This window comes from Euryhalocaulis caribicus, from assembly GCF_000412185.1.
GTDB lineage: Bacteria > Pseudomonadota > Alphaproteobacteria > Caulobacterales > Maricaulaceae > Euryhalocaulis > Euryhalocaulis caribicus.
The window spans coordinates 100,295-120,631 of sequence record NZ_ASJA01000002.1 but is presented as its reverse complement, the minus strand read 5'-3'; the positions used below and the strand labels follow the sequence as shown (position 1 = coordinate 120,631).

The following is a 20,337-nucleotide window of genomic DNA, read 5'->3' as shown; positions in this document are numbered from 1 at the left end:
GCAGTGCGGCGCGCCATCCTCGCACAACTTCGCCAGAGCGCCTTGCGCCTATCAACGCCCGCTGCGCGTCGCGGATCTTGGACGGCGCAGGCTGGGTTCAAGCCCCTCAGCCGCCGCAGCCCGCCGGAAAACTATGCAGGGCAGTGGACGCGTGTTCCGCTTCAGCGCGTTCCTGAAATTCAAATTCGAAGACAGAAGAACCGCTTCCAATCAGCCACCCGCTGATCCATCGGAGCAGGAAAACCCGCAACAAGGCGAGCCCAGTTGACTCACTGCCTCAATGAGGCTTGCCGTCAATCTCTGTTATGCCGCCGCACGCGTGACATAAAAAAGCTTATTGTCGCGATGACGCCGATTACGGCAAAGACAAATACGAGGCTCATGAAAATTATGCCCCAAGGGGCCATCGGCCCTCCCTCCATCATTGTTTGATTCCTCCGGTTTCAGACGATATCGCCAGATTCAATTCACTCGTGCTCAGATTGTTCAATCAGCCCCAGACCAACCGTGAGCGCCCGGCGGCGCCAGAGCAGATAGACAGCCGGGACCACGACCAGCGCCAGCAGCGTGGCGCTGACGATTCCGCCGATCATCGGAGCGGCGATGCGGCGCATGATCTCTGATCCCGTCCCGTGGCCGTACATGATGGGCAGAAGACCGGCGACGATCACCGCGAAGGTCATCATGATCGGACGCAGCCGGCGAAGCGCGCCGCGGCGCACCGCCTCCGCCAATTCGCCGGTTTCCAGTTTGCGGCTCTCGGACGCCGCGCGCGCTTCGGCGGCGGCCAGTTCCTGACGCAGATACATGATCATCAAGACGCCGATCTCGACCGCGACCCCCGCGAGCGCGATGAACCCCACGGCGACGGCGACGGAAAGATTGAACCCGGCCAGGAACATCAGCCAGAGCCCGCCGACCAGGGCCAGTGGCAATGTTCCGAGAATGATCAGGACATCGGCAATGTTGCGGAAATTGAGGAAGAGCAACAACATGATGATCGAGATCATCACCGGCACGACCAGCGCGAAACGCTGCTTGGCGCGCTGCATGTATTCATATTGCCCTGACCAGGCGATGGAATAACCGGCCGGGAGCTCGATTTCGTTGGCCACCGTTTTGCGGGCCTCCGCCACGAAAGAGCCGAGATCGCGCCCCGCCACGTCCACATAAACCCACCCCGTCTGGCGGGCGTTCTCGCTGCGGATCATGCCCGGCCCTTCCGCCACCTGGATCTCGGCGATGCGGCCGAGCGGGATTTCGTCGCCCGCCGGCGTCACGATGGGAAGGTTGCGCAGATCCTGCAAGGAGTCCCGCATTTCGCGGGGATAGCGCAGATTGATCGGAAACCGTTGAAGCCCTTCAACGCTCTGGCCGATCGTCATTCCGCCGATAGCGGTGCGCACGACATCATGCGCATCGGACACATTCAAGCCGAAGCGCGCCGCCGCTTCCCGGTCCACATCAATGTCGATAAAACGCCCGCCAGTCACCCGCTCGGAATAGACCGAAGCGGTTCCCGGCACCTCGCCAACGGTCTCTTCAATGCGCCGGCCGATCTCGCCAATTATTTCCAGATCCGGACCGGCGATCTTGACCCCGACCGGGGTCTTGATTCCGGTCGCCAGCATATCGATGCGGTTTTTGATCGGCATGGTCCAGACATTGGTAAGGCTGGGAATCTGCACCAGCTCATTCAGCTCCGCCTTGAGCGAGTCCAGAGTCACGCCTTCGCGCCACTCTTCGCGAGGTTTCAGCTGGATCGTCGTCTCAATCATGGTTAGCGGCGCCGGGTCGGTTGCTGTCTCGGCGCGGCCTGCTTTGCCGTGGACTGTTTGAACCTCGGGTATCGTTGCGATCAGTTTATTCGTCTGTTGCAGGATCTGGGACATTTTGCCCACGGAAACCGCCGGATAAGCGCTCGGCATATAGAGCAGATCCCCTTCATCGAGATCGGGCATGAATTCTGCGCCCAGCCGGCTCGCCGGAATTAGGGCGGTGGCCATGACCAGGGCAGCCAGTCCCAGCGTCATCCAGGGCTGCGCCGTGGCGAAGCCGATGATGGGCCGGTAGGCGGCCGTCAGAACGCGATTGACCGGATTTTTATGCTCGGGCGCGATCTTTCCGCGCACCAGAAGACCGATCAGCACGGGAACCAAAGTCACCGACAGCGCGGTCGCCGCAGCCATCGCATAGGTCTTGGTGAAGGCGAGCGGCTTGAACATCCGCCCCTCCTGCGCCTCCAGCGCGAAGATCGGCGTGAAACTCAACGTGATGATGAGTAGAGAGAAGAAGATCGGCGGGCCGACTTCCACGCACGCCTCGCCAATGAGACGCCAGCGCTCACGCCCTGACACCTCCTTGCCCTCCAGTCGGGCATGAACATTCTCGATCATGACGATGGTGGCGTCGACCATGGCGCCGACGGCGATGGCGATGCCGCCCAGTGACATGATGTTGGCGTTGAGTCCTTGCGCGTTCATCACGATAAAAGCGCCCAGGACGCCAAGCGGCAGGCTGATCGCCACCACCAGCGCCGAGCGCAGATGAAACAGGAAAAGCGCGCACACCAGCGCAACAATGATGAATTCCTCGATCAGTTTTTCGGTCAGCGTATCAATGGCGCGTTCTATCAGACCGGAGCGGTCATAGGTCGTGACGATCTCGACGCCTTCGGGCAGGCCGGCTTCAAGCTGCTCCAGCTTCTCCTTGACGCGGTCGATGGTCGCCAGCGCATTGCCGCCCCACCGCATAATGACCACGCCGCCGGCCGCTTCTCCTTCGCCGTTGAGCTCGCCGACGCCGCGTCTCAGTTCCGGTCCCAGCCGGATCGTCGCGACATCTTTCAAAAGCACTGGCGCACCGTCTGCGCTGACTTTTAGCGGTATCTGCTCCAGATCCCCGATGGAATCGATATAACCGCTGGCGCGGACCATATATTCCGCCTCGGCCATCTCGATAACGCGCCCGCCAGTCTCCATATTCCCCTGCTGAATCGCTTCACGCAGGCGCGACAGCGGCAGGCCATAGGCGCGCAGCTTGTTGGGATCGGCGACGACCTGATATTGCTTGACCATGCCGCCGATGGCGGCGACTTCCGACACGCCCTCCACAGTCTGAAGTTCGTATTTCAGGAACCAGTCCTGAATGGCGCGCAGCTGCGCAAGATCGTGGTTTCCGGTGCGGTCGACCAACGCATATTGATAGATCCAGCCAACGCCGGTGGCGTCAGGGCCGAGCGCGGGTTCGGCCTCGTCCGGAAGCTGAGGGGCGACCTGGCTGAGATATTCCAGAACGCGGGAGCGCGCCCAATAGAGATCGGTCCCTTCCTCGAAGATCACATAGACATAAGAATCGTTGAAAAATGAATAGCCGCGCACGGTCTTCGCGCCGGGCACTGCGAGCATGGCGGTGGCGAGCGGATAAGTGACCTGGTCCTCCACCACTTGCGGCGCCTGACCGGGATAGGTGGTCTTGACGATGACCTGGACGTCGGAGAGATCGGGAATGGCGTCCAGCGGCGTGGTACGCAATGACTGCACGCCCCAGCCCCCCATCAGCAGGGCAATGACGATCACCAGCAAACGGTTGGCGATCGACCAGCGGATCAGAGAGCCGATCATTGTTCCGTCTCCCCAGCGACGGCGGGCGCGATGGCGGTGATCGTGTAGCTCTCGCCAGTTTTTTGCAGACTGAACTCGACCAGGTCGCCCGTTTCGATGTCGCCCGGGACCACATCCGGAGCGACCTCAAAATCCATACGCATGGCGGGCCACCCGATGGCGGGAATCGGCTCATGAGAAAGATTGACGGTCCGGGCTTGCGCATCGATCGCGTTTACCACGCCAACGCCCTCCGCCGCCGCGAAGACGTCCGTCCGCATGCGGCCTGACTCCGGTTGATCCATGTCCATCTTTTCCATGGACATCTCTCCCGGAAGACCGGACTTCTCCCCGGGTTTCTCGAAACCCGGCGTATCAAGCCGCATCAGGGCGGCGTCCAGGCTGGCTTCGGAGTCGATCAGGAACTGGCCCGATACGACGACCCTCTCGCCCTCAGCGAGGCCGGAGAGGATTTCCACGCGATCTCCGGCGCTGACGCCGGCTGTGACTTGCGCTGGCCGGAAGCGGCCCTCGCCCAGCGCCAGGATAACCCGGTCGCCGTCAGCGCCGCGGATCAAAGCCGCCTGCGGAATGGTCACTCCGCCGCCTATCGGCGCGTCGCCGCTCTCCAGCCTGATATTGGCGTACATATTCGGCTTCAGACGGCCGTCAGAATTTGGAAAACGCAGGCGGACGCGTACGGTCCGCGCGTCGGCGTCGGCCGTGGGGTAAACATAATCGACCTCGCCGGACCAGCGCTCGCCAGGAAATGAAGCCAAGGTCATGGTTGCGCGCTGTCCTTGGGCGACGGTTCCCGCCGCGCTTTCGAAGACATCGGCTATCACCCAGACCGTGGAAAGGTCGGCCAGGCGCATTGCGGCCTGCCCCGGCGTCAACTGCGCGCCTTCACGGACATTCATCTCGGTGACCACGCCGTTTTGCGGCGCATGGACCGGGATTAACCGGCGCGTCACCCCTGAAGAGGCCAGGCCTTCGATCTGAGATTGCCTCATCCCGAGGGACCGCAACCGCTCGGTGGCCGCTTCGGTCAACGCCGGCCTGCCCAAGCGGCGCGCCTGGAGATATTCCGATTGCGCACTGAACAGCATCGGCGAATAGAACTGAAACAGCAGGTCGCCGCGCTGGACGCGCGCGCCCATCGACTCCACGGCCAGCCGCTCCACCCAGCCTTCAGACCGCACAGTAACGACCGATTCCTGTTCTTCGTCGGCGGTTACATAGCCCACTGTCTCAATGCGCTCTGACAGATCCGCGCGCGCGGCGGCCGCGGTGCGCACGCCGATATTGTTGACCACGGCCGGATTAATACGCAGGGCTGGCTCTTCATCGTCCGCCGCGCCCGTCTTGGCATAGACGGGAACCAGATCCATCCCCATGGGCGACTTGCCCGGCTCATCGCGCTGGTAGCTCGGGTCCATCGGCGCTTTCCAGTAAAGAATCTCACGGTCTTGTGTTCCCTCGCCGGGGCCGCTATCGCCCCCGTCCGACTGTTCGCCCATTCCCATGCCGGACGGCTGAGGCGCGCCTGTCAGACGGGCGGCGAAATACCCGCTCGCCGCCGCGGCGGTCAGCAGACTTGAAATAAGGGCGATGCGTGACGGGCTCATGGCGCGCCTCCTGTAAGATAATCGAGCTCAGCCCAGGCTTTGGCCTGGTCGACGCGGAGTTTCAGTCGATTGAGTTCCGCATCGAGCTCGGCGAGCTGGCTGCGGATCAGTTCAGGGAAATCGGCATTGCCGCCGCCATACGCGGCGATCGAGGCCTCGGCGGTTTCCCCGGCGCGAACCCTCACCGCCTGATCATAAAGATCGATACGCGCCTGCAGGCCGGTCCAGTCCGCATAGGCGCGTCCCAGATCGCGCCGCAGATCAAGCAGTTCCGCCGAGCGGGCCAGTTCGGCCGCGCTGCGTTCCTTGATCTCCGCGGAAAGCCTTTTGTCCTGTCGTTTGCCTGTAAATAACGGAATTGAGACGCTGACGCCGACACTGGCAAAATCGGCCCGCCCGCCGCCGCGCAGGCCGTAGCCGCCTTCCAGCGCCCAGGACGGCTTATAAGCTTCCTCGGCGATCTCGGTATCGATGCTCTGCGCCAGGACTTCCGCATCTTTCACGCGTGCAGCGGGATGATCGGCCAACGCGGTTTCCATGATTTCCAGAGATGGCGGATCCGCAAACGCGGGCAGCGCGGCGGGCATGGGCCGCGCTGATGCCTCGCCGACATAGCGGGCGAGCACGGCTTGCGCCGCCGCCTCCTGCCGGCGCAATTCCGCCAGACGATCATCGAGCAGGGCGAGTTCCAGCTCGGCGCGCAACACGTCCTGGCTGGTCATCAAACCGGACGCGAACGCTGCGCTGAGAGAATCAATCAGCTCATCCACCGCTTCACGGCTCTGGCGGATATAATCCTGCGACTGCGTCCAGTAATAGCGGTCCAGCCAGGCCAGCCGGGTCTCCCGCTCGATCTTGCGAAGAGCCAGGGCTTTGCGCGCCCGCTCGCCGCCGGCTTCAGCGCGACGGCGTTCGCCTTTGAACGTCAGCGTGTCGCCCTTGGGAAACTCTTGGCGCAAACCAGCCTGGATTTGCGTCATTGGCTCCTGCTCGAAAGCCAGCGTGTCGACCGGAAAATTGGCCAGACCGACGCGCGCGGTCGGATCGGGAAGCTGCGCTTCGGCGACGGCGCGGTCCTCCAGCGCCTCGGCCTTCGCCTCAAATCGTTCAGCCGCGGGATCGCGCGCGCTCAGGGCCATGGCCACCGCATCCTCAAGACGCAAGGGCGGGGCGGGTTCCGCCGCGGGCGCGGCGCCGGCGAGCGCCCAGGCGAGCGCTGCTCCAGAAAACATATTCATGATGGTGTCCTGCACTGATGGGCGGCAGGCCGCGAGACGCGCCCTGAAGGCGGCCCCGCGGCCGTCAATCAGATCCAGAGATTCGTCAGATCTTCTGGAATCTGCGGGGACGCCTATTGAGAGTCCGCGTTTATGCGGCCGTCAGGGCCGGGCTCCGACATCGCCATCATCATGCGATGACAGCTCTTCATCATGTCGGACATGGCCTGACGCTGCTCCTCGGTCATGGAATCCGGGTCCATCATCATGCCCGGCCCGTCCATCATCCCGCCATCCATCATCCGCCCCATCATGCGGGTGTCTTCGTCCTGCATCATCGCAGAGGGAGGCGTGTCGCCGGTTTCCGGCGCGCGCTCCGTAATTTGTCCAGTCGGCGCGTTGCCGGACGAGGCGTCCTGCGCCGCCGCATGGACTGCGAGAGTCATGGTCAGGGCCGCGGCCGCGGCCAGCGTGATTGTGGTGTTCATGGTTCGTCTCCTCATGCTCCGTCCCGGGAGCAAATTTCAGTTTCCAGAAAGTCGAGTGAATCCGGGAGGCGAGACGAAGGCTCGCGGCTCGCGGACAAAGATCACGTCGTCTGGAGTCGAGGAGGCGGGGGATCGGCGTCGAACAGCGCGTCTGCGCGGCGCGAGGCAAAAGGCAAAATCAGCGCGCTCGACGCAATACGAATGTCATGCTGCGACCCGGAAAGAAGCGCGAGAGAGTTGAAGCCGCCAGTGCAGCTCATCAGGCAGGGCGTTGCGCAATCCGGCATTGAGGCCTTGTCATTGCACTCATCGCAATGGCCGCACTCCGCCATGGATTCCATGGCGTGGTCAGAAACGTTCGCGGCGCGGTCGGGGCTTGAGGGAGCCGGCATCAACTCCGCCTGCGCCTGGAAAACAGGCGCGCTGGCGAAAACCATCGCCAGAAACAGGGAGAGAACGAGCCGGATCATGCGCGCACAGTACCAGAAATCATTGTGTAAAGCTTTAAGGGTCGCGAGGAAGATGGCGCGCCGCTCAACGAAGCGCCATCTTCATACGAGAGTTTGCTCAGGGGCAAAGCGGACAGTTGGCCAGCATTGGCGCGGCGAACGCCGCGGCCGGAATGGCGAGCGCAACCAAGGCGCCTGCAACCAGTGTGAATTTGCGCATGCTTCGTCTCCGTTTAAATCAGAACGATGCGAATATAGCCGCCGTACCATGGTACGGAGTCAAGCCGCGCCTGAAAAATCTTCGGAATCGAGCGATTTCAAGATCGTGCAGGATTCCGAGGCCGGACCCTCGCGCGGGCAGGCGTCGATCATCCGGATGAGCGCGCTTCTCATAGTCCGAAGCCTCGATATTTTACGGTCCACATCCTCGAGTTTTACAATTGTACGATCTCGCACCTCGTCGCACTCTGCCGCGGGATCAGTTCTCAGCGCCAGAAGTTCGCCAATTTCATGGAGAGAGAATCCGAGCCCCTGAGCCTGTTTTATGAATCTCAATTTACGGACCAGGTCAGCGGTATAGGCGCGATGGCCGCCACTTGAAGGTTTGAGCGGCTGTTCAATCAGGCCTTTGCGTTCATAGAACCGGATAGTTTCGACGCTGACGCCAACCTTTTTAGCCGCGCCGCCAATTGTCATCGATTCAGTCATTGTCTGCCGCTCACGGTCAATTCGTTTGCTCCGGGGACAAGATCCCCAGGATTCCGCAATCTCTCGCCCGGCCTCCACATGGCTCTTCAAGGATGCGCGACAACGCGCGCTCCATCGCTCTGAGCTCACGCATCCGCGTCCGGATGTCCCGGAGTTGTGACTTCGCAATTCTATCGGCGTTATCGCATGGCGAGTCAGGGGTCTCCGCCAATCGGAGCAGGTCGGCGATCGCCTCTAGCGACAGGCCAAGCTTGCGGGAACGACGAATGAAATTCAGCCTCGTAATTGCTTGCCCATCATATAGACGATGACCGCCCCGGCTTCGGCGCGGAGCCTCAAGCAGTTCTATCTTTTCATAATAGCGGATGGTTACGACCTTGGCGCCCGTCCGGGCGGCGAGTTGGCCGATGCTGTATCCGGTCATGTGGAAAGCCCCTTGAATCTATAGCCGCTATAGATTGTAGCGTGTTTCCAATGACGCAAGAGATCCCCGATGCTGCGGCCGGTTGTTGCGAGGCGCCGGTTTTCGAAGGGGCCTCCAAGGCCTATCGCACGGCCCTGACGGTTGTGATTGCAATCAATGGGCTCATGTTCGTTGTCGAAATGGCCGCCGGCTTCGTCGCCGGATCAATGGCCTTGAAAGCAGATGCGCTCGATTTCGCGGCAGACACGGCGACCTACGCCATGACGTTTCTAGTGATCGGACGCCCTGCGACGACACGGGCGCGCGCGGCTTTAATCAAAGGGGGAAGCCTCGCCGTCATGGCGGGTGTGATTCTCGTCATGACCCTGGTCAGGACTTTCTCGGGAGAGACGCCGGCATTTGACATCATGGCCCCGATGGGACTGGCGGCGCTTCTCGCGAATGCGGCGAGCGTTCTCATTCTGTTACGCTGGCGCGACGGCGATGCGAACGTGCGGTCAGTGTGGGTGTGTTCCCGCAATGATATGATCGGTAATGTCGGAGTGCTCATTGCCGCTGGTCTGGTCGCGATGACAGGATCGATCTGGCCCGACCTTGTCATCGCCGCGCTGCTGGCCGGCCTTTTCCTTCGCTCATCCATCACTATCTTTCGGTTGGCGCGCGCTGAATTGAATGAAGCCAAGCGCCGCGAAACGGGTTGCGAAACGTCATGAGACAGAAGCGAAACCAAAGTTTTCGTCTCTGGGCTGGACGTCTGCTGACAATTGTTTGGCTGGCGCTGTCCATCACGGCCCCGGCGCATGCCGCAACCGACGATCTGCACGCCCATAATGACCCAAGCGCCGTTGAAGTAATCGACGGCCAATCGCAATCCCCTGCTCAATCCGAGCCGGACCAGGATCATTTTTGCCATGCGGCCAGCTGCCATGTGCACTGGCATGGCGCGCGCAGCATTGCGAACGCAGGCATCAAGACTGACGCCAGCCTGAGCATGACGATCGCGCATTTCGACTACGTCAGTCAGATTATCTCTCCCGATCTTCGGCCTCCGATGAGCTGATCGCGCCGCGCCGCCCGGTGTGGGCGGCTTCGTGACGATCATCATCGGAGAACAACATGCATATGAAATTACTGTGCAGCGGTCTGCTGGCCGCTGCGCTGGCTGGCGGCGGCGCTCAAGCCGCGCCCAGCCTGTGCGATGGTGCGGCAAACGACCTCGCACAAAACACAGCAATCCCTTCCCGGGACGACCCTTTGACGCTTTCCGCGGCGCTGCTGGCTGTCCAGACGGCTGCTCCGGAACTTCGGGCCGCTGCGCTGGAAGCACTGGCTCAACGCGCAGACGCCCGTCAGGCTGGACTAAGGCCCAATCCGGTTCTCGGAATTGAAGTTGAAGATTTTGACGGCGCGGGCATCCAGACGCTTGGAGCCGGAGAATCCACCGCGTCAGTGTCTCAAACCTTCATGCTGGGCGGCAAACGCCGCAAGGCGGAAGTCGCCGGCCTTGCCCGCGCCAGAGCTTCGGAAGCGGACTGCGCGCGTCAAATGAGAGACCTGACGCTTCAAGCGGCGGATTATTTCTACGCGCTGGTGGCCGCCGAGGAACGCGCGCGGCTCGCCCAACAGGCCGCCCTGCTTGCCGCCGAGGTTTCGGATGCGGTTCAGCGGCGGGTGGAGGCCGGCGCCGCAGCGTCCGTGGAAGCCATCCGTGCTGAAGCGGACAGCGCCCGCGCCCGCGCCGAGGCCGCCGCAGTGGCTGCTGACGTCGCCCGTCTCCGCCTTTCACTTGCCGCGCTGTGGGGCGCGGAAAACGCCCCATTTGGCGAGGCCGTTTCCGATGCGGCTGAACAGGCCCTTCCACAACCAGGCGAAGTGATGGAGCGCGCGGAAACTCATCCGCGCCTGCGGGCATCGCGTCTAGGGCTGGACGCAAGACGCCGCGAGCTGACCTACCAACGATCGCTGGCGATGCCCGATGTAACGGCGCGTCTAGGGGTCAAGAGCTTTCGGGACACGGACGAACAGGCGCTCGTCGCAGGCATCAGCCTTCCGCTTCCGATTTTCGACCGGAATCAGGGCGCAGTTGAAGCGGCTTCGCGCCGCGCTGTCCGCGCCGATCTGGAAGCCCACGCCGTCCGGAACAGATTGGCGAGCGAGATACGCCGCGCCCACGCCGAGGCGGTGGCGGCGCAAGCCCGGGAATCGGCGCTGACGGACGAAGCCGTGCCCGCCGCGCGGGAAGCGTTTGAAGCTGCGCGCATCGGCTATCGGGCCGGCAAATTCGACCTGACCGCCCTGCTCGATGCCCGGCGGAGCCTTGTCGAAATCGAGACTACGCGAGTGGAGGCCGCCCGAGCAGCCCGCAGCGCGCGCGCGGAGCTTCTTTCTCTCGGCGGTTATCCCCCCTACGCCCCCATTCAAATTACCGGATACGACCAATGACATTGCGACTCAAAATACCGGCGGCGGCGCTCGCGCTGGCCGTCCTGACAGCGGCATGCGGCTCTGACCGCGCAAGCGAGACGGATTCACATGACATATCAGCCCAGACAGAAGAACGACACGAAAACGGCGAACCGGCCGAAGATAATCATGAAGAAGACGGTCAGGATTCGGACCTGGTGCGGCTAAGCCCGGAAGAGGCTGAACAATACGGAATTCAGACTCTGTCCGCGGAGAAGCGCGCCTTGCCAGGCGCAGTGGAACTGCCAGCCGAAATTCATTTCGACGCCAATAAGCTGGCCAATGTAACGCCTCGCGTTGCAGGCGTAGTCCATTCACTGAACGCAACAGAAGGCGATCATGTCGCCGCGGGAGAGCCCCTGGCGGTGCTGGACAGCCGGGAGCTCGCCACAATGAAGGCCGATTATCTGAGCGCGCTAGCCGGGGAACGTCTGGCGCAAACGACCTTCGCCCGCGAAGATCGTTTGTTGCAACAAGGCGTGACGTCCGAGGCCGAACACGCCGCCGCGCGTGAAGCGCTATCGACTGCGCGCGCGCAGAGAGAAAGCGCAGAAACCAAGCTTCACGCTGTCGGCGTCAGTCATGCCGCGCTTGCCGGTATTGAAAATACCCCCGACGGCGCTCTGGGCCGTTATACGATAACCACGCCAATCGCCGGCGCCGTGATCGAGCGGCGCATCTCGCTCGGCCAATCGGTCGCCGCCGGCGGAGAGCCGGTCTTTGTCGTTGCCGACGACGCAACCGTATGGGCCGATATCGATATCTACCGCGAAGCCTTGGCCGATGTCGAAAAAGACGCTTCGGTGACATTCCATAACGATGCCGGAGACCAGATTGCGCAAGGCGAGATCGCCTTTGTAACGCCGCAGCTCCAGGAACGGTCGCGGACCGCGACCGCGCGGGTCATCCTCGACAATCCGGATGGCAGCATCCGGCCTGGACTCTTCGTCTCCGCCCGGATTGGCGGACTGGAAGGGGGCGAGGCGATCGCTGTGCCGACCGGAGCGGTGCAAAACTACGAGGATGACAGCGTCGTATTCGTTCCCGTACAGGGCGGATTCGCTCCACGGCCGGTCATGACCGGAAAGGAATCCGGCGGATGGGTGGAAATCCTTTCCGGTCTTCAGCCAGGCCAGAATTATGTCGCCGAAGGCGCTTTCACCCTGAAAGCCCAGCTTGAAAAAGGCGGCTTCGAGTCCGGTCACGCGCACTAAAAGGAAATAGTCTCATGTTTCGATTGATGTATCGCGTGGCTGGCGGGCGCATGCTCGCCATTCTGGCTGCGCTCGCCATGACGATTGGCGGAGCCTGGGCGTTTCGCGCGCTGCCCGTCGACGCCTTCCCCGACACCTCGCCTTCGCTCGTGCAGGTTTTCACCCCGACCGAGGGCCTCGCGCCTGAAGAGGTCGAACGCTATGTCACATTTCCGCTTGAGCGGGCGATGTTTGGTCTGCCAAGGCTGGAAGAAATCCGCTCGGTCTCCAATTTCGGCCTTTCTGTTCTGAACATCTATTTCGAGGACGGGACCGACATCTATTTCGCTCGCCAGATTGTCGGCGAACGCCTCGCCCAGGCGCGTGAAGCGATTCCAGAAGGTTTCGGCGATCCGCAGATGGGGCCGATTTCAACCGGTCTTGGCATCATCCTCTATTACAATCTCGTGGACGAGACGGACGAACGCAGTCTTGTCGAGATGCGAGAAATTCAGGACTGGATGGTGAAATACCAGCTTCAGAGCGTGCCTGGCGTCACCGAAGTGCTGTCGCTCGGCGGCTATGAGAAGCAATACCAGGTGCGCATCAATCCAGAGGCGCTGCTGCGCTACGATCTTTCCATCGGCGACGTCGAGACCGCGCTAACCCAAGGCAATCGCACCACTGGCGCGCAATTTATCGAGGTCGATTCCGAGCAATATGTGGTGCGCGGCATCGGCCTCGCCCGCTCGCTGGATGATCTCGGCAATGTGGTTCTCAAGACCGTGGAAGGCACGCCGGTCCGGGTCCGGGACGTCGCCCAGCTCGCCATTGGCGGCGGCGTCCGTCAGGGCTTGGCGACAGCCGACGGCGAGGGCGAAGTCGTCGCGGGACTGGTGCTGAAGCTTTATGGCTCCAACACCTCAGAGGTGATCGCCAATGTCCGCGAGCGGTTCGAGGAGATCAATTCCAACCTGCCCGAAGGCGTGAAAGCCGTGCCCTATTACGATCAGGGCGCGCTGGTGAATAAGGCCTCGTCGACTGTGACCACCGCGCTCTGGCAGGGCGCGCTTCTCGTGGCCGTGATCATCTTTGCCTTCCTCGGAGGCTGGCGGCCCAGCCTGGTGGTGGCGCTGTCCATTCCGTTCTCGGTCGGCTTCGCCTTCATCGCGATGAACGTGCTCGGCATCTCTGCGAATCTCATGTCGTTGGGCGGAGTGGCGATCGCCATTGGCATGATGGTGGATGGCGCTATCGTCATCGCTGAAAATGTCGATCGCGTGCTGAAGGATCGGCCAAACGAGGACCGGCGCACCGCCGTCGCCGAAGCGGCGACCGAGGTGATCGGCCCGCTGATCGCCGCCGTGGCTGTCGTCATCGTCGTGTTTTTGCCGCTCTTCGCCCTGCAGGGCCCGGCGGGCAAGACGTTCAGCCCGTTGGCCGCCTCCGCCGCTCTCTCCATGACAGGTTCTCTAATCTATGCCGCGTTGATCGCGCCGGCGATCGCCAGCGGTCTGATGCGGCCCGGACGCAAGTTCTCGAAAGAGGGCGATGTTGGACGGATCGGACACATGGTTCAGCCGCTCGCCGGTTTCTTCATCCGCCGCCGCATGCTGGCGGTGGGAACGGCGGTTCTGCTGCTGGCGATGGGCGGTCTCGCCTTGCCGCAGCTGGGCTCGGAATTCACTCCGACGCTGGAAGAAGGCGACATCCTGATGCGCACCACCATGGCGCCGTCCATTTCCCTCACCGAGGCGGAAGAAACAATGACGCGGGTGGAGGACTATGTGCTCGCCAGTTTTCCGGAAGTCGAGCGAATGGTGACACGCATCGGACGAGGTGAAATCGGCGCCCATGCCGACCCGACCAATAGCGCCGAATCTTTCCTGGCCCTGAAACCGGAAAATCAATGGCGCGAAGGATTGACCGCGGAGGAACTGCGCACCGAGATATCTCGGGAGCTTTCCGACTTTCCGGGCGTCTTGGTCAATGTCAGCCAGCCCATCGCCATGTCGGTGGACGAGCTGGTGACCGGAACCAAGGCCGAGCTGGCGGTGAAGATTTTTGGTCCCGACATGGACCGCCTGCTCGCCGCGTCCCAAGACCTTGCCGGCCTTCTCCGCTCTATCGAGGGCGCAACGGACGTACAGGCGGACCAGATTACCGGTGCGCCGCAGCTCCGCATAGACCTCGACCGGGCCGCGCTCGCCCGTTACGGAGTCACTGTGGACGCCGCCCTTTCCTCCGTCCGCGCCGCTGTCGGTGGCGCGGAAGCTGGGGCGGTGTTCGAAGGCGTACGTCAGTTCCCGGTGATCGTCCGCTATGAGGAAGGCGCGCGCGCCACGCCGGAATCGATCCGCAATCTCGTCCTTAAGACGCCGGGCGGCGCGCGCATCACCCTCGACATGATCGCCGATATCGAAGCGGTTGTCGGCCCGCGTCAGGTGACGCGGGAAAACGGCGAACGCTTCATCACCGTGCAAGCCAATGTGCGAGGCCGCGATATCGGTTCCTTCGTGGAAGACGGTCAGGCGCGCATCGCCGAAGAGCTCGACCTGCCTGCCGGATATCGCGTGATCTGGGGCGGTCAGTTCGAGCTTCAGCAACAGGCGAACAAGCGCTTTGCTGTGGTCATTCCGATCACGCTTGGCATCGTCATGCTGATCTTGTTGCTGGCGTTCGGACGACTGAAATCAGCGTTGCTGATTCTGCTCAACATTCCGCTGGCGCTGACCGGTGGAGCCATGGCGCTCTGGATCGCCGGGTTGCCCATCTCGGTTCCGGCCACCGTGGGCTTTATCGCCCTGTTTGGCATTGCTCTCGGCAATGGCATGGTGCTGGTCAGCTATCTTGATCGCTTCGCGCAGGAGGGGCGTGATCCCGATGCGCTGGCGATCGAGGGGGCGACGCTGCGGGCGAGACCCGTTCTTATGACCGCGATGACCACTGCGCTGGGACTGGGTCCGCTCCTGTTGGCAAGCGGAGTCGGCGCCGAGGTGCAACGCCCGCTGGCGACTGTGGTTATCGGCGGGCTTGTCACCTCAACGGTTCTGACTCTGCTGGTTTTGCCGGCCTTGCACCGGTGGTTTGCGCCGCGTCCGATCCGGCAGACGGAACCGAAACCGCAACCGGAAGCGTTCCATCGTTTCCATGGCGAAGAGCCAGGCTGATCAGAGCGTGATATGGACACCCAGTTCCTGATTGTCATAGGCCTCGCCCTATTGCCGGCTTTCGGCAATTTTGCGGGAGGAGTCGCGGCAGAGTGGGGCAAACCCTCTCCAAGGCGGCTTAACTGGGCGCTCCATGCCGCTGCGGGCGTAGCAATCGCAATTGTCGCCATTGAGCTCATGCCCCGCGTGCTGGAGGGACTTTCTGGCTGGTGGATCGGTCTTGCCGTTGCGCTCGGGGGCGGGGCCTATCTGTTGATAGACCGGTTGAGCGGCCTCTTAGCTCGCGGGGGCGAAGAAGACCGTCAGCGCATGTGGATGATTTATTTTGCTGTCAGCGCCGATCTGTTCAGCGATGGAATCATGATCGGGGCCGGCGCCGCCGTGGCGCCATCGCTCGCTTTGATCCTGGCTTTGGGTCAAGTCTTGGCGGACTTGCCGGAAGGCTACGCGACAGTGGCAAATTTCCGGGACAAGAACATTCCGCGACGCCGGCGGCTGCTGCTTTCCGCCTCTTTCGCCGTCCCCGTGCTGGGGGCGGCTGCGGCTTCTTATCTTCTGCTGCGTCCAGCACCGGATGGCTACCAAATGTTCGCGTTGGCGGCCGTGGCCGGATTGCTCACGGTCGCTGCCGTCGAGGATATGCTGGAAGAGGCCCACCAGAGCGATCGTGACAGCAAAGTCTCCATCATCGCGTTTGTCAGCGGGTTCGTGCTTTTTACGTTCGTGTCCGCTGGATTGGGGTAGAGGGAGACGTCTAGAGCATTGATCCCAAGTCCGAGGCGATGGAGGGATAAGCCGTGGTCAATCTTTTCAGACCGGCCGATTTCAATCCCGTTTGCATCGCGAGCGCAAAAATATTGATGAGTTCGCTGTAGCCGGGACCCAATAGATGGGCGCCAAGGATTTCATCGGTGTCATCATCAATGATCACTTTGGCCGCCGCGCAGGTTTCTCCGACCCGGAGATTTGAATACCAACCAGACGTATCGTTGAACTCGGTCCGGGCGTTACCGCGCGCCTGCGCTTTCTTTTCCGACAAACCCACTCTGGCAAGCTCGGGGATCGTGAATACGGCAGACGGAACGCCGTGATAATCCGGTTTGGTCTTATTGCCCTTCAACATGTTCGAGGCCGCGACTTTGCCCTCAATCACCGCGACCGGAGTCAAGGGCGCGCCCGCCGTATCCGCCGCGTCGCCCGCCGCATAGACTCCGGGATTTGAAACGCTTTGCAGATGTTCAGTCACCGATACGCCGCTTTCGGTCCATTCCACACCGCCCTTTTCCAGATCCAAGGCGTCGAGCATGGGAACCCTGCCCGCGCCGTGCACGACAAGGTTGGCGCTGACGGTTTCTTCATGCCCGTCCTTTGACAGCGTGACCCGGAAATCCCTTCCCGACGCTTCGACAGAGCAGATTTCGGTTTGTGACTGAAAACCAACGCCCGCTTTACGCCCGCGCTGAACCAAGCGATCCACCAGATCGGGGTCAAAGGCCTTCAAGGGGCGGTCGCCATGATCGATTATTAGCGCCTCCGATCCAGCGCGGGCCGCGATATGGGCGAACTCAAATGAAACAAACCCGCCGCCTACAAAAACTATCCGGTCAGGCAAGGTATCGAGCTCCATGAACGCCGTGCTGTCGGTAAGGTGCCCGGCGCCCTCAAAGTCGAGGGAGCGTGGTTTGGCTCCAGACGCAATGAGAATTTTGCCGCCTCTGATAACCGAACCGTCCTCAAGCTCCAGAGCGTCTTCGGCGCAAAAGCGCGCCCGGCCATGGAACGTTGTTATTCCCTGAGATTCCAGCCCGGTTTCGATGCGGTCCGGCATTTTGGCGGTGAAGGAATTTTTGAAGGCGACAAGTTCCCGCCAATCGATTTTCAGGCCCGATGGCGTTACGCCGTTGCCTTCCATGCGCGCGGCCCCGTCGATGATTTCGGCGCCCCGCCGCAGCATTTTCTTCGGATCACAGCCCCGAAGCGCGCAGGTTCCCCCATAGGGAAGTTCATCAATGACAGCCACCGACCATCCGGCTGAAGCGCATTTACGCGCCGCATTCACCGAGGCCATACCGACGCCGATGACGACAAGATCGAATTCCCGAGTCATGAATTTCCCTCCGCGGGGCAGCATGCCGGTTCCCCTCCCGCCCGCGCGGCCTGGATCGGCGGGCAGGGGACCGTTCCGTAGGAACAAAATACGCAGCAATCGCCATTCTCGGGCCGAAGAAGCGCGCCGCACCCCTTGCAGTCATAGAAGAACTGGCACGCATCAAGAGGCATGGTTTCCTGCTCGGAATGACCACACTCAGGGCAGGTGATGGTCGACAGGCGCATCATCAGGTTTCGATCGCCTGCGCCGGATACCCGGCCTTCGTGGAGGCGCTGGCGATATCTGAAACGGTCGCGACAGACGGGTCGAAAAGGACAATGGCGGTCTTCTGGTTGAAATCGATTTCGACAGATTGCACGCCGCGCACCCGTTTCATGGCGGTTTTAACCGTGATCGGACAGGTGGCGCATGTCATGTTTTCAATCGCGAATTTGACCCTTTGAGTTTGAACGGCTGCGCTCGCCTCAAGGCCCGCAGCGCTGGCTGGAGGCGGCGCGGCTGCCAGAGCCGGAGCGGCCAGCGCAAGTGAAAGAATGAGCGTTTTGATCATCGGGTTTCCTTTCTCAGTAAAAGAACGGAGCCCACCAGCCAATCGTGGCCGAGAGGCTGACGAGAAAAGCTGATAGCCATAGAACGATTTTCGTTATGCGGCGGGCCGCCGGCCGCGCGCAGCGACCATCCTCTGGGCAGTCGTTTTTCTGAACGAAATAGACCCGCCAGAATCCAAGGCCGATGAGCGCCAGAGCGGCGGTAATGAAATAGGGTTTATAGGGTTCGAGAGCCGTCAGGCTGCCAATCCAGGCCCCGCTGACGCCGGTCAGAACCAAAGCCAGCGGCACGATGCAGCAGGTCGAAGCCAGCGCCGCGCCCGCCGCGCCGCCAAAGGCAAACCAGACATCCCCTGTCTTCCGTCCGTTCATGTACTCAGCCTTGCGCTTCCATCGATTCCATCTCACTTCTAAGGTCTGTAGCAACTACAGGTTCAAGCGGGAGAATCAGCGATGGCGATCACGAAGCCGCGAGAGGCGATGAAGCGGGGAGAACTGGGCCGGCGCAGCGGCTGCAATATCGAGACGATCCGCTATTACGAGAGGATCGGCCTTTTGCCGGAACCTGACCGGACAGATAGCGGCCACCGGCTCTATTCGCCCGAAGATCAGGCCCAGTTGGGATTTGTCATGCGGGGCCGTGAGCTGGGCTTTTCTGTCGCAGAAATTCGCGCCTTGCTGTCGCTGATGAACTCGAGCGAATTTACCTGCGGAGAGGTCTTGGACATGGCGAGCAGCCATCTGGCCTCGATCAAGGCCAAGATCCGCGATCTCAGGAAGCTTGAGAAGAGTCTGACGCGATTGGTCAGGAATTGCGAGGGCGGAGAGGCCAAAGACTGCCCGGTTATTGACGCTCTGGCGGGCGACCGTCCTGTCTAGGCGGCGTGGACAAATCAGTTGGGCGGCCGGGGCGCAGCGATAATGATAGCGGCTCCGATGAGGCAGACGGCAGCGCCGATTAAGTCCCAGCGGTCCGGTTTAACCCCCTCGATCAGCCGCAACCAGGCGAGCGAACTTGCGATATAAACCCCTCCGTAGGCTGCAAATGCGCGTCCGGCGGCGGGACTATCGACCAGCGTGAGTAGGAAGGCGAACAAGGCCAGTGACGCCATTCCCGGAAGAACCCACCAAACCGGCTTGTCGAGGCGGAGCCACGCCCAGAATGCGAAGCATCCCGAGATTTCAGCGATGGCTGCACCGATATAAGCGGCGGTGGTAGGCATATTGATCATCCTCATCTTCAGGCGATCGCCCCTTGAATCGACATTTGAAGGCGGAGTTTTAGTCATGGTGATCTAAGCGAAACGGAATGGTGGGGTTGTGGAACTCCCGCTCCTCGAACGAACGCCCGGCGAGCGCGGGCGAGGCGTCCGTCCGTCCGCGGACAACCGCAATATCATCAACGGCATTCTTTGGCGGCTGAAAACGCGCGCGCCATGGCGCGACGTTCCAGAGAAATACGGCAACTGAAATGCAGGACAGGTTCACCAAGTAAGGTTCATTGTGTCGCCGCCGCCTTCGGCCGCCGCATCGCCTTCCACATGGCGTTCGGCGAGACGGCCGACATCAACCTATGAATCTTAATCAATCTGCCCGAACAGATGTCGACAGCGCTGTTGACCGACAAAGCGTATGACATCGACCGGATTTGCATCGATCTCGAACAGCGCCTCGTCAAACTCCTCATCACTCGTGCTCGAACCGAAAGAACGCAATTCCCTGACACCGAACGCCACTCCTAGCGCGATCACATTGAGTCTGCATTCGCCCATCTAAAAATCAATCGCTCCATCACCATGCGCTACCATCAACTCGCAGAGCTTCCTGTTTAAGCTGCATATCGCCTCGGCTCGATACGGGTTCAAATTTTTTCACGCAGCCTAGAAAGTCCTGAAACTATATCTTTTGGATCTCATATTTTCGGCATAATGCGTGACACGCGAACCTAACGCGCGGATCGATAACGCCATACTCGTCCTTGGCGATTTTCGCGAGAGTCTTTGGACTCATGCCGATCTCTTTCGCGAACGCTTTATATGAGAGCCCCCGCGCACGCATTTCGCGGAGGATATGTTCTCCCAGCGACCGCGGCTTTCGAAACGGATCCCGGCCCAGAAACTCAATCACCCGCGGCCAATGCTCTATCTGGGGTCCGCAGACGCCTTTCTCCCAGTTTCCGACCGTCCAGACGTTCACGCCAAGCAGCTCCGCGACATCCTTCTGGCGCATTCCAAGCTGTCGCCGCCGCCACTTAATCTGCTCTCCCAAGGAGGCGGACTCGCTCAAGCATGGAAGTTTTCTTATTGTTTTTATTGACCAAATGAAATTTGGAAAGAA

Annotated in this window: 21 protein-coding genes and 1 pseudogene; 8 read left to right on the top strand and 14 right to left on the bottom strand. The window is 61.3% G+C overall.

Annotated features, from left to right (window positions below):
- Positions 1 to 467: 467 nt before the first annotated feature.
- From L338_RS02320 to L338_RS02290, 7 genes are all read right to left on the bottom strand, one after another.
- A complete protein-coding gene (locus L338_RS02320) occupies positions 468 to 3,623 on the bottom strand; it encodes an efflux RND transporter permease subunit (RefSeq protein WP_022696748.1) in 3,156 nt (1,051 codons plus the stop codon).
- Entirely contained in the window at positions 3,620 to 5,230 is a 1,611-nt protein-coding gene (locus L338_RS02315) for an efflux RND transporter periplasmic adaptor subunit (RefSeq protein ID WP_022696747.1), read from the bottom strand. The genes L338_RS02320 and L338_RS02315 overlap by 4 nt, the downstream gene beginning before the upstream one ends.
- Entirely contained in the window at positions 5,227 to 6,468 is a 1,242-nt protein-coding gene (locus tag L338_RS02310) for a TolC family protein (RefSeq protein ID WP_152485786.1), read from the bottom strand. Before L338_RS02310 ends, L338_RS02315 begins: the two co-directional genes overlap by 4 nt.
- 113 nt (positions 6,469 to 6,581) lie before the next feature.
- Positions 6,582 to 6,935: a hypothetical protein gene (locus L338_RS02305; RefSeq protein ID WP_022696745.1), complete on the bottom strand. Its 354-nt coding sequence runs from the start codon at positions 6,933 to 6,935 to the stop codon at positions 6,582 to 6,584.
- 101 nt (positions 6,936 to 7,036) lie between these two features.
- Positions 7,037 to 7,405: a hypothetical protein gene (locus tag L338_RS02300; protein ID WP_022696744.1), complete on the bottom strand. Its 369-nt coding sequence runs from the start codon at positions 7,403 to 7,405 to the stop codon at positions 7,037 to 7,039.
- Positions 7,406 to 7,663: 258 nt separating this feature from the next.
- Positions 7,664 to 8,092: a heavy metal-responsive transcriptional regulator gene (locus L338_RS02295; RefSeq protein ID WP_022696743.1), complete on the bottom strand. Its 429-nt coding sequence runs from the start codon at positions 8,090 to 8,092 to the stop codon at positions 7,664 to 7,666.
- A 16-nt stretch (positions 8,093 to 8,108) separates the two neighbouring features.
- The gene (locus tag L338_RS02290; RefSeq protein ID WP_022696742.1) at positions 8,109 to 8,516 is read right to left on the bottom strand and encodes a MerR family transcriptional regulator; all 408 of its coding nucleotides are present in this window, start codon (positions 8,514 to 8,516) and stop codon (positions 8,109 to 8,111) included.
- Positions 8,517 to 8,566: 50 nt separating this feature from the next.
- On the opposite strand from L338_RS02290, the gene L338_RS02285 reads away from it, so the two are divergent.
- Genes L338_RS02285 through L338_RS02260 form a run of 6 tightly spaced genes read left to right on the top strand, consistent with a single transcriptional unit; the run spans position 8,567 to position 16,086 of the window.
- Complete coding sequence (locus L338_RS02285) at positions 8,567 to 9,229, top strand: cation efflux transmembrane domain-containing protein (protein WP_022696741.1); 663 nt, start codon at positions 8,567 to 8,569, stop codon at positions 9,227 to 9,229.
- The gene (locus L338_RS02280; RefSeq protein ID WP_022696740.1) at positions 9,226 to 9,576 is read left to right on the top strand and encodes a hypothetical protein; all 351 of its coding nucleotides are present in this window, start codon (positions 9,226 to 9,228) and stop codon (positions 9,574 to 9,576) included. Before L338_RS02285 ends, L338_RS02280 begins: the two co-directional genes overlap by 4 nt.
- 56 nt (positions 9,577 to 9,632) lie before the next feature.
- Positions 9,633 to 10,958 (top strand): TolC family protein, encoded by a 1,326-nt coding sequence (locus L338_RS02275; RefSeq protein ID WP_022696739.1) that lies wholly within the window; start codon positions 9,633 to 9,635, stop codon positions 10,956 to 10,958.
- Entirely contained in the window at positions 10,955 to 12,193 is a 1,239-nt protein-coding gene (locus L338_RS02270; RefSeq protein ID WP_022696738.1) for an efflux RND transporter periplasmic adaptor subunit, read from the top strand. Before L338_RS02275 ends, L338_RS02270 begins: the two co-directional genes overlap by 4 nt.
- Positions 12,194 to 12,207: 14 nt before the next feature.
- Entirely contained in the window at positions 12,208 to 15,342 is a 3,135-nt protein-coding gene (locus L338_RS02265; RefSeq protein WP_022696737.1) for an efflux RND transporter permease subunit, read from the top strand.
- 12 nt (positions 15,343 to 15,354) lie between these two features.
- On the top strand, positions 15,355 to 16,086 hold the full coding sequence (locus L338_RS02260) for a ZIP family metal transporter (protein WP_022696736.1): 732 nt from the start codon (positions 15,355 to 15,357) through the stop codon (positions 16,084 to 16,086).
- Between the two features lie 10 nt (positions 16,087 to 16,096).
- Here L338_RS02260 and L338_RS02255 read toward each other — a convergent pair whose 3' ends face one another.
- The 4 genes from L338_RS02255 to L338_RS02245 are packed head-to-tail and all read right to left on the bottom strand — an operon-like array spanning position 16,097 to position 18,372.
- Entirely contained in the window at positions 16,097 to 17,449 is a 1,353-nt protein-coding gene (locus L338_RS02255) for a dihydrolipoyl dehydrogenase family protein (RefSeq protein ID WP_027068205.1), read from the bottom strand.
- Positions 17,446 to 17,679, bottom strand: a complete 234-nt coding sequence (locus tag L338_RS18080) for a GDCCVxC domain-containing (seleno)protein (protein ID WP_081639430.1) — start codon at positions 17,677 to 17,679, stop codon at positions 17,446 to 17,448. The genes L338_RS02255 and L338_RS18080 overlap by 4 nt, the downstream gene beginning before the upstream one ends.
- Positions 17,679 to 18,002: a heavy-metal-associated domain-containing protein gene (locus tag L338_RS02250; RefSeq protein ID WP_022696734.1), complete on the bottom strand. Its 324-nt coding sequence runs from the start codon at positions 18,000 to 18,002 to the stop codon at positions 17,679 to 17,681. The genes L338_RS18080 and L338_RS02250 overlap by 1 nt, the downstream gene beginning before the upstream one ends.
- 13 nt (positions 18,003 to 18,015) lie before the next feature.
- Complete coding sequence (locus tag L338_RS02245; RefSeq protein WP_022696733.1) at positions 18,016 to 18,372, bottom strand: mercuric transporter MerT family protein; 357 nt, start codon at positions 18,370 to 18,372, stop codon at positions 18,016 to 18,018.
- 81 nt (positions 18,373 to 18,453) lie between these two features.
- Here L338_RS02245 and L338_RS02240 point away from each other — a divergent pair, with 81 nt between their 5' ends.
- A complete protein-coding gene (locus L338_RS02240) occupies positions 18,454 to 18,879 on the top strand; it encodes a MerR family transcriptional regulator (protein ID WP_022696732.1) in 426 nt (141 codons plus the stop codon).
- A gap of 14 nt (positions 18,880 to 18,893) precedes the next feature.
- On the opposite strand, the gene L338_RS02235 is transcribed toward L338_RS02240, so the two are convergent.
- Positions 18,894 to 19,223, bottom strand: coding sequence for a YnfA family protein (locus L338_RS02235; protein ID WP_027068204.1), 330 nt, complete (start codon positions 19,221 to 19,223; stop codon positions 18,894 to 18,896).
- A gap of 97 nt (positions 19,224 to 19,320) precedes the next feature.
- On the opposite strand from L338_RS02235, the pseudogene L338_RS17755 reads away from it, so the two are divergent.
- Positions 19,321 to 19,464 (top strand): annotated as a pseudogene (locus L338_RS17755) (transposase); the annotation flags it as partial.
- 116 nt (positions 19,465 to 19,580) lie between these two features.
- Here the strand turns inward: L338_RS17755 and L338_RS17750 are convergent.
- Complete coding sequence (locus L338_RS17750) at positions 19,581 to 19,772, bottom strand: hypothetical protein (protein ID WP_027068203.1); 192 nt, start codon at positions 19,770 to 19,772, stop codon at positions 19,581 to 19,583.
- Between the two features lie 124 nt (positions 19,773 to 19,896).
- Positions 19,897 to 20,286, bottom strand: a complete 390-nt coding sequence (locus L338_RS17500) for a helix-turn-helix domain-containing protein (protein WP_206740771.1) — start codon at positions 20,284 to 20,286, stop codon at positions 19,897 to 19,899.
- Positions 20,287 to 20,337: the final 51 nt, after the last annotated feature.

Coding starts and splice junctions, on each gene's coding strand:
- L338_RS02320 (WP_022696748.1), bottom strand. CDS start 3,623: ATGATCGGCTCTCTGATCCGCTGGTCGATCGCCAACCGTTTGCTGGTG.
- L338_RS02315 (WP_022696747.1), bottom strand. CDS start 5,230: ATGAGCCCGTCACGCATCGCCCTTATTTCAAGTCTGCTGACCGCCGCG.
- L338_RS02310 (WP_152485786.1), bottom strand. CDS start 6,468: ATGAATATGTTTTCTGGAGCAGCGCTCGCCTGGGCGCTCGCCGGCGCC.
- L338_RS02305 (WP_022696745.1), bottom strand. CDS start 6,935: ATGAACACCACAATCACGCTGGCCGCGGCCGCGGCCCTGACCATGACT.
- L338_RS02300 (WP_022696744.1), bottom strand. CDS start 7,405: ATGATCCGGCTCGTTCTCTCCCTGTTTCTGGCGATGGTTTTCGCCAGC.
- L338_RS02295 (WP_022696743.1), bottom strand. CDS start 8,092: ATGACTGAATCGATGACAATTGGCGGCGCGGCTAAAAAGGTTGGCGTC.
- L338_RS02290 (WP_022696742.1), bottom strand. CDS start 8,516: ATGACCGGATACAGCATCGGCCAACTCGCCGCCCGGACGGGCGCCAAG.
- L338_RS02285 (WP_022696741.1), top strand. CDS start 8,567: ATGACGCAAGAGATCCCCGATGCTGCGGCCGGTTGTTGCGAGGCGCCG.
- L338_RS02280 (WP_022696740.1), top strand. CDS start 9,226: ATGAGACAGAAGCGAAACCAAAGTTTTCGTCTCTGGGCTGGACGTCTG.
- L338_RS02275 (WP_022696739.1), top strand. CDS start 9,633: ATGCATATGAAATTACTGTGCAGCGGTCTGCTGGCCGCTGCGCTGGCT.
- L338_RS02270 (WP_022696738.1), top strand. CDS start 10,955: ATGACATTGCGACTCAAAATACCGGCGGCGGCGCTCGCGCTGGCCGTC.
- L338_RS02265 (WP_022696737.1), top strand. CDS start 12,208: ATGTTTCGATTGATGTATCGCGTGGCTGGCGGGCGCATGCTCGCCATT.
- L338_RS02260 (WP_022696736.1), top strand. CDS start 15,355: ATGGACACCCAGTTCCTGATTGTCATAGGCCTCGCCCTATTGCCGGCT.
- L338_RS02255 (WP_027068205.1), bottom strand. CDS start 17,449: ATGACTCGGGAATTCGATCTTGTCGTCATCGGCGTCGGTATGGCCTCG.
- L338_RS18080 (WP_081639430.1), bottom strand. CDS start 17,679: ATGATGCGCCTGTCGACCATCACCTGCCCTGAGTGTGGTCATTCCGAG.
- L338_RS02250 (WP_022696734.1), bottom strand. CDS start 18,002: ATGATCAAAACGCTCATTCTTTCACTTGCGCTGGCCGCTCCGGCTCTG.
- L338_RS02245 (WP_022696733.1), bottom strand. CDS start 18,372: ATGAACGGACGGAAGACAGGGGATGTCTGGTTTGCCTTTGGCGGCGCG.
- L338_RS02240 (WP_022696732.1), top strand. CDS start 18,454: ATGGCGATCACGAAGCCGCGAGAGGCGATGAAGCGGGGAGAACTGGGC.
- L338_RS02235 (WP_027068204.1), bottom strand. CDS start 19,223: ATGCCTACCACCGCCGCTTATATCGGTGCAGCCATCGCTGAAATCTCG.
- L338_RS17750 (WP_027068203.1), bottom strand. CDS start 19,772: ATGGGCGAATGCAGACTCAATGTGATCGCGCTAGGAGTGGCGTTCGGT.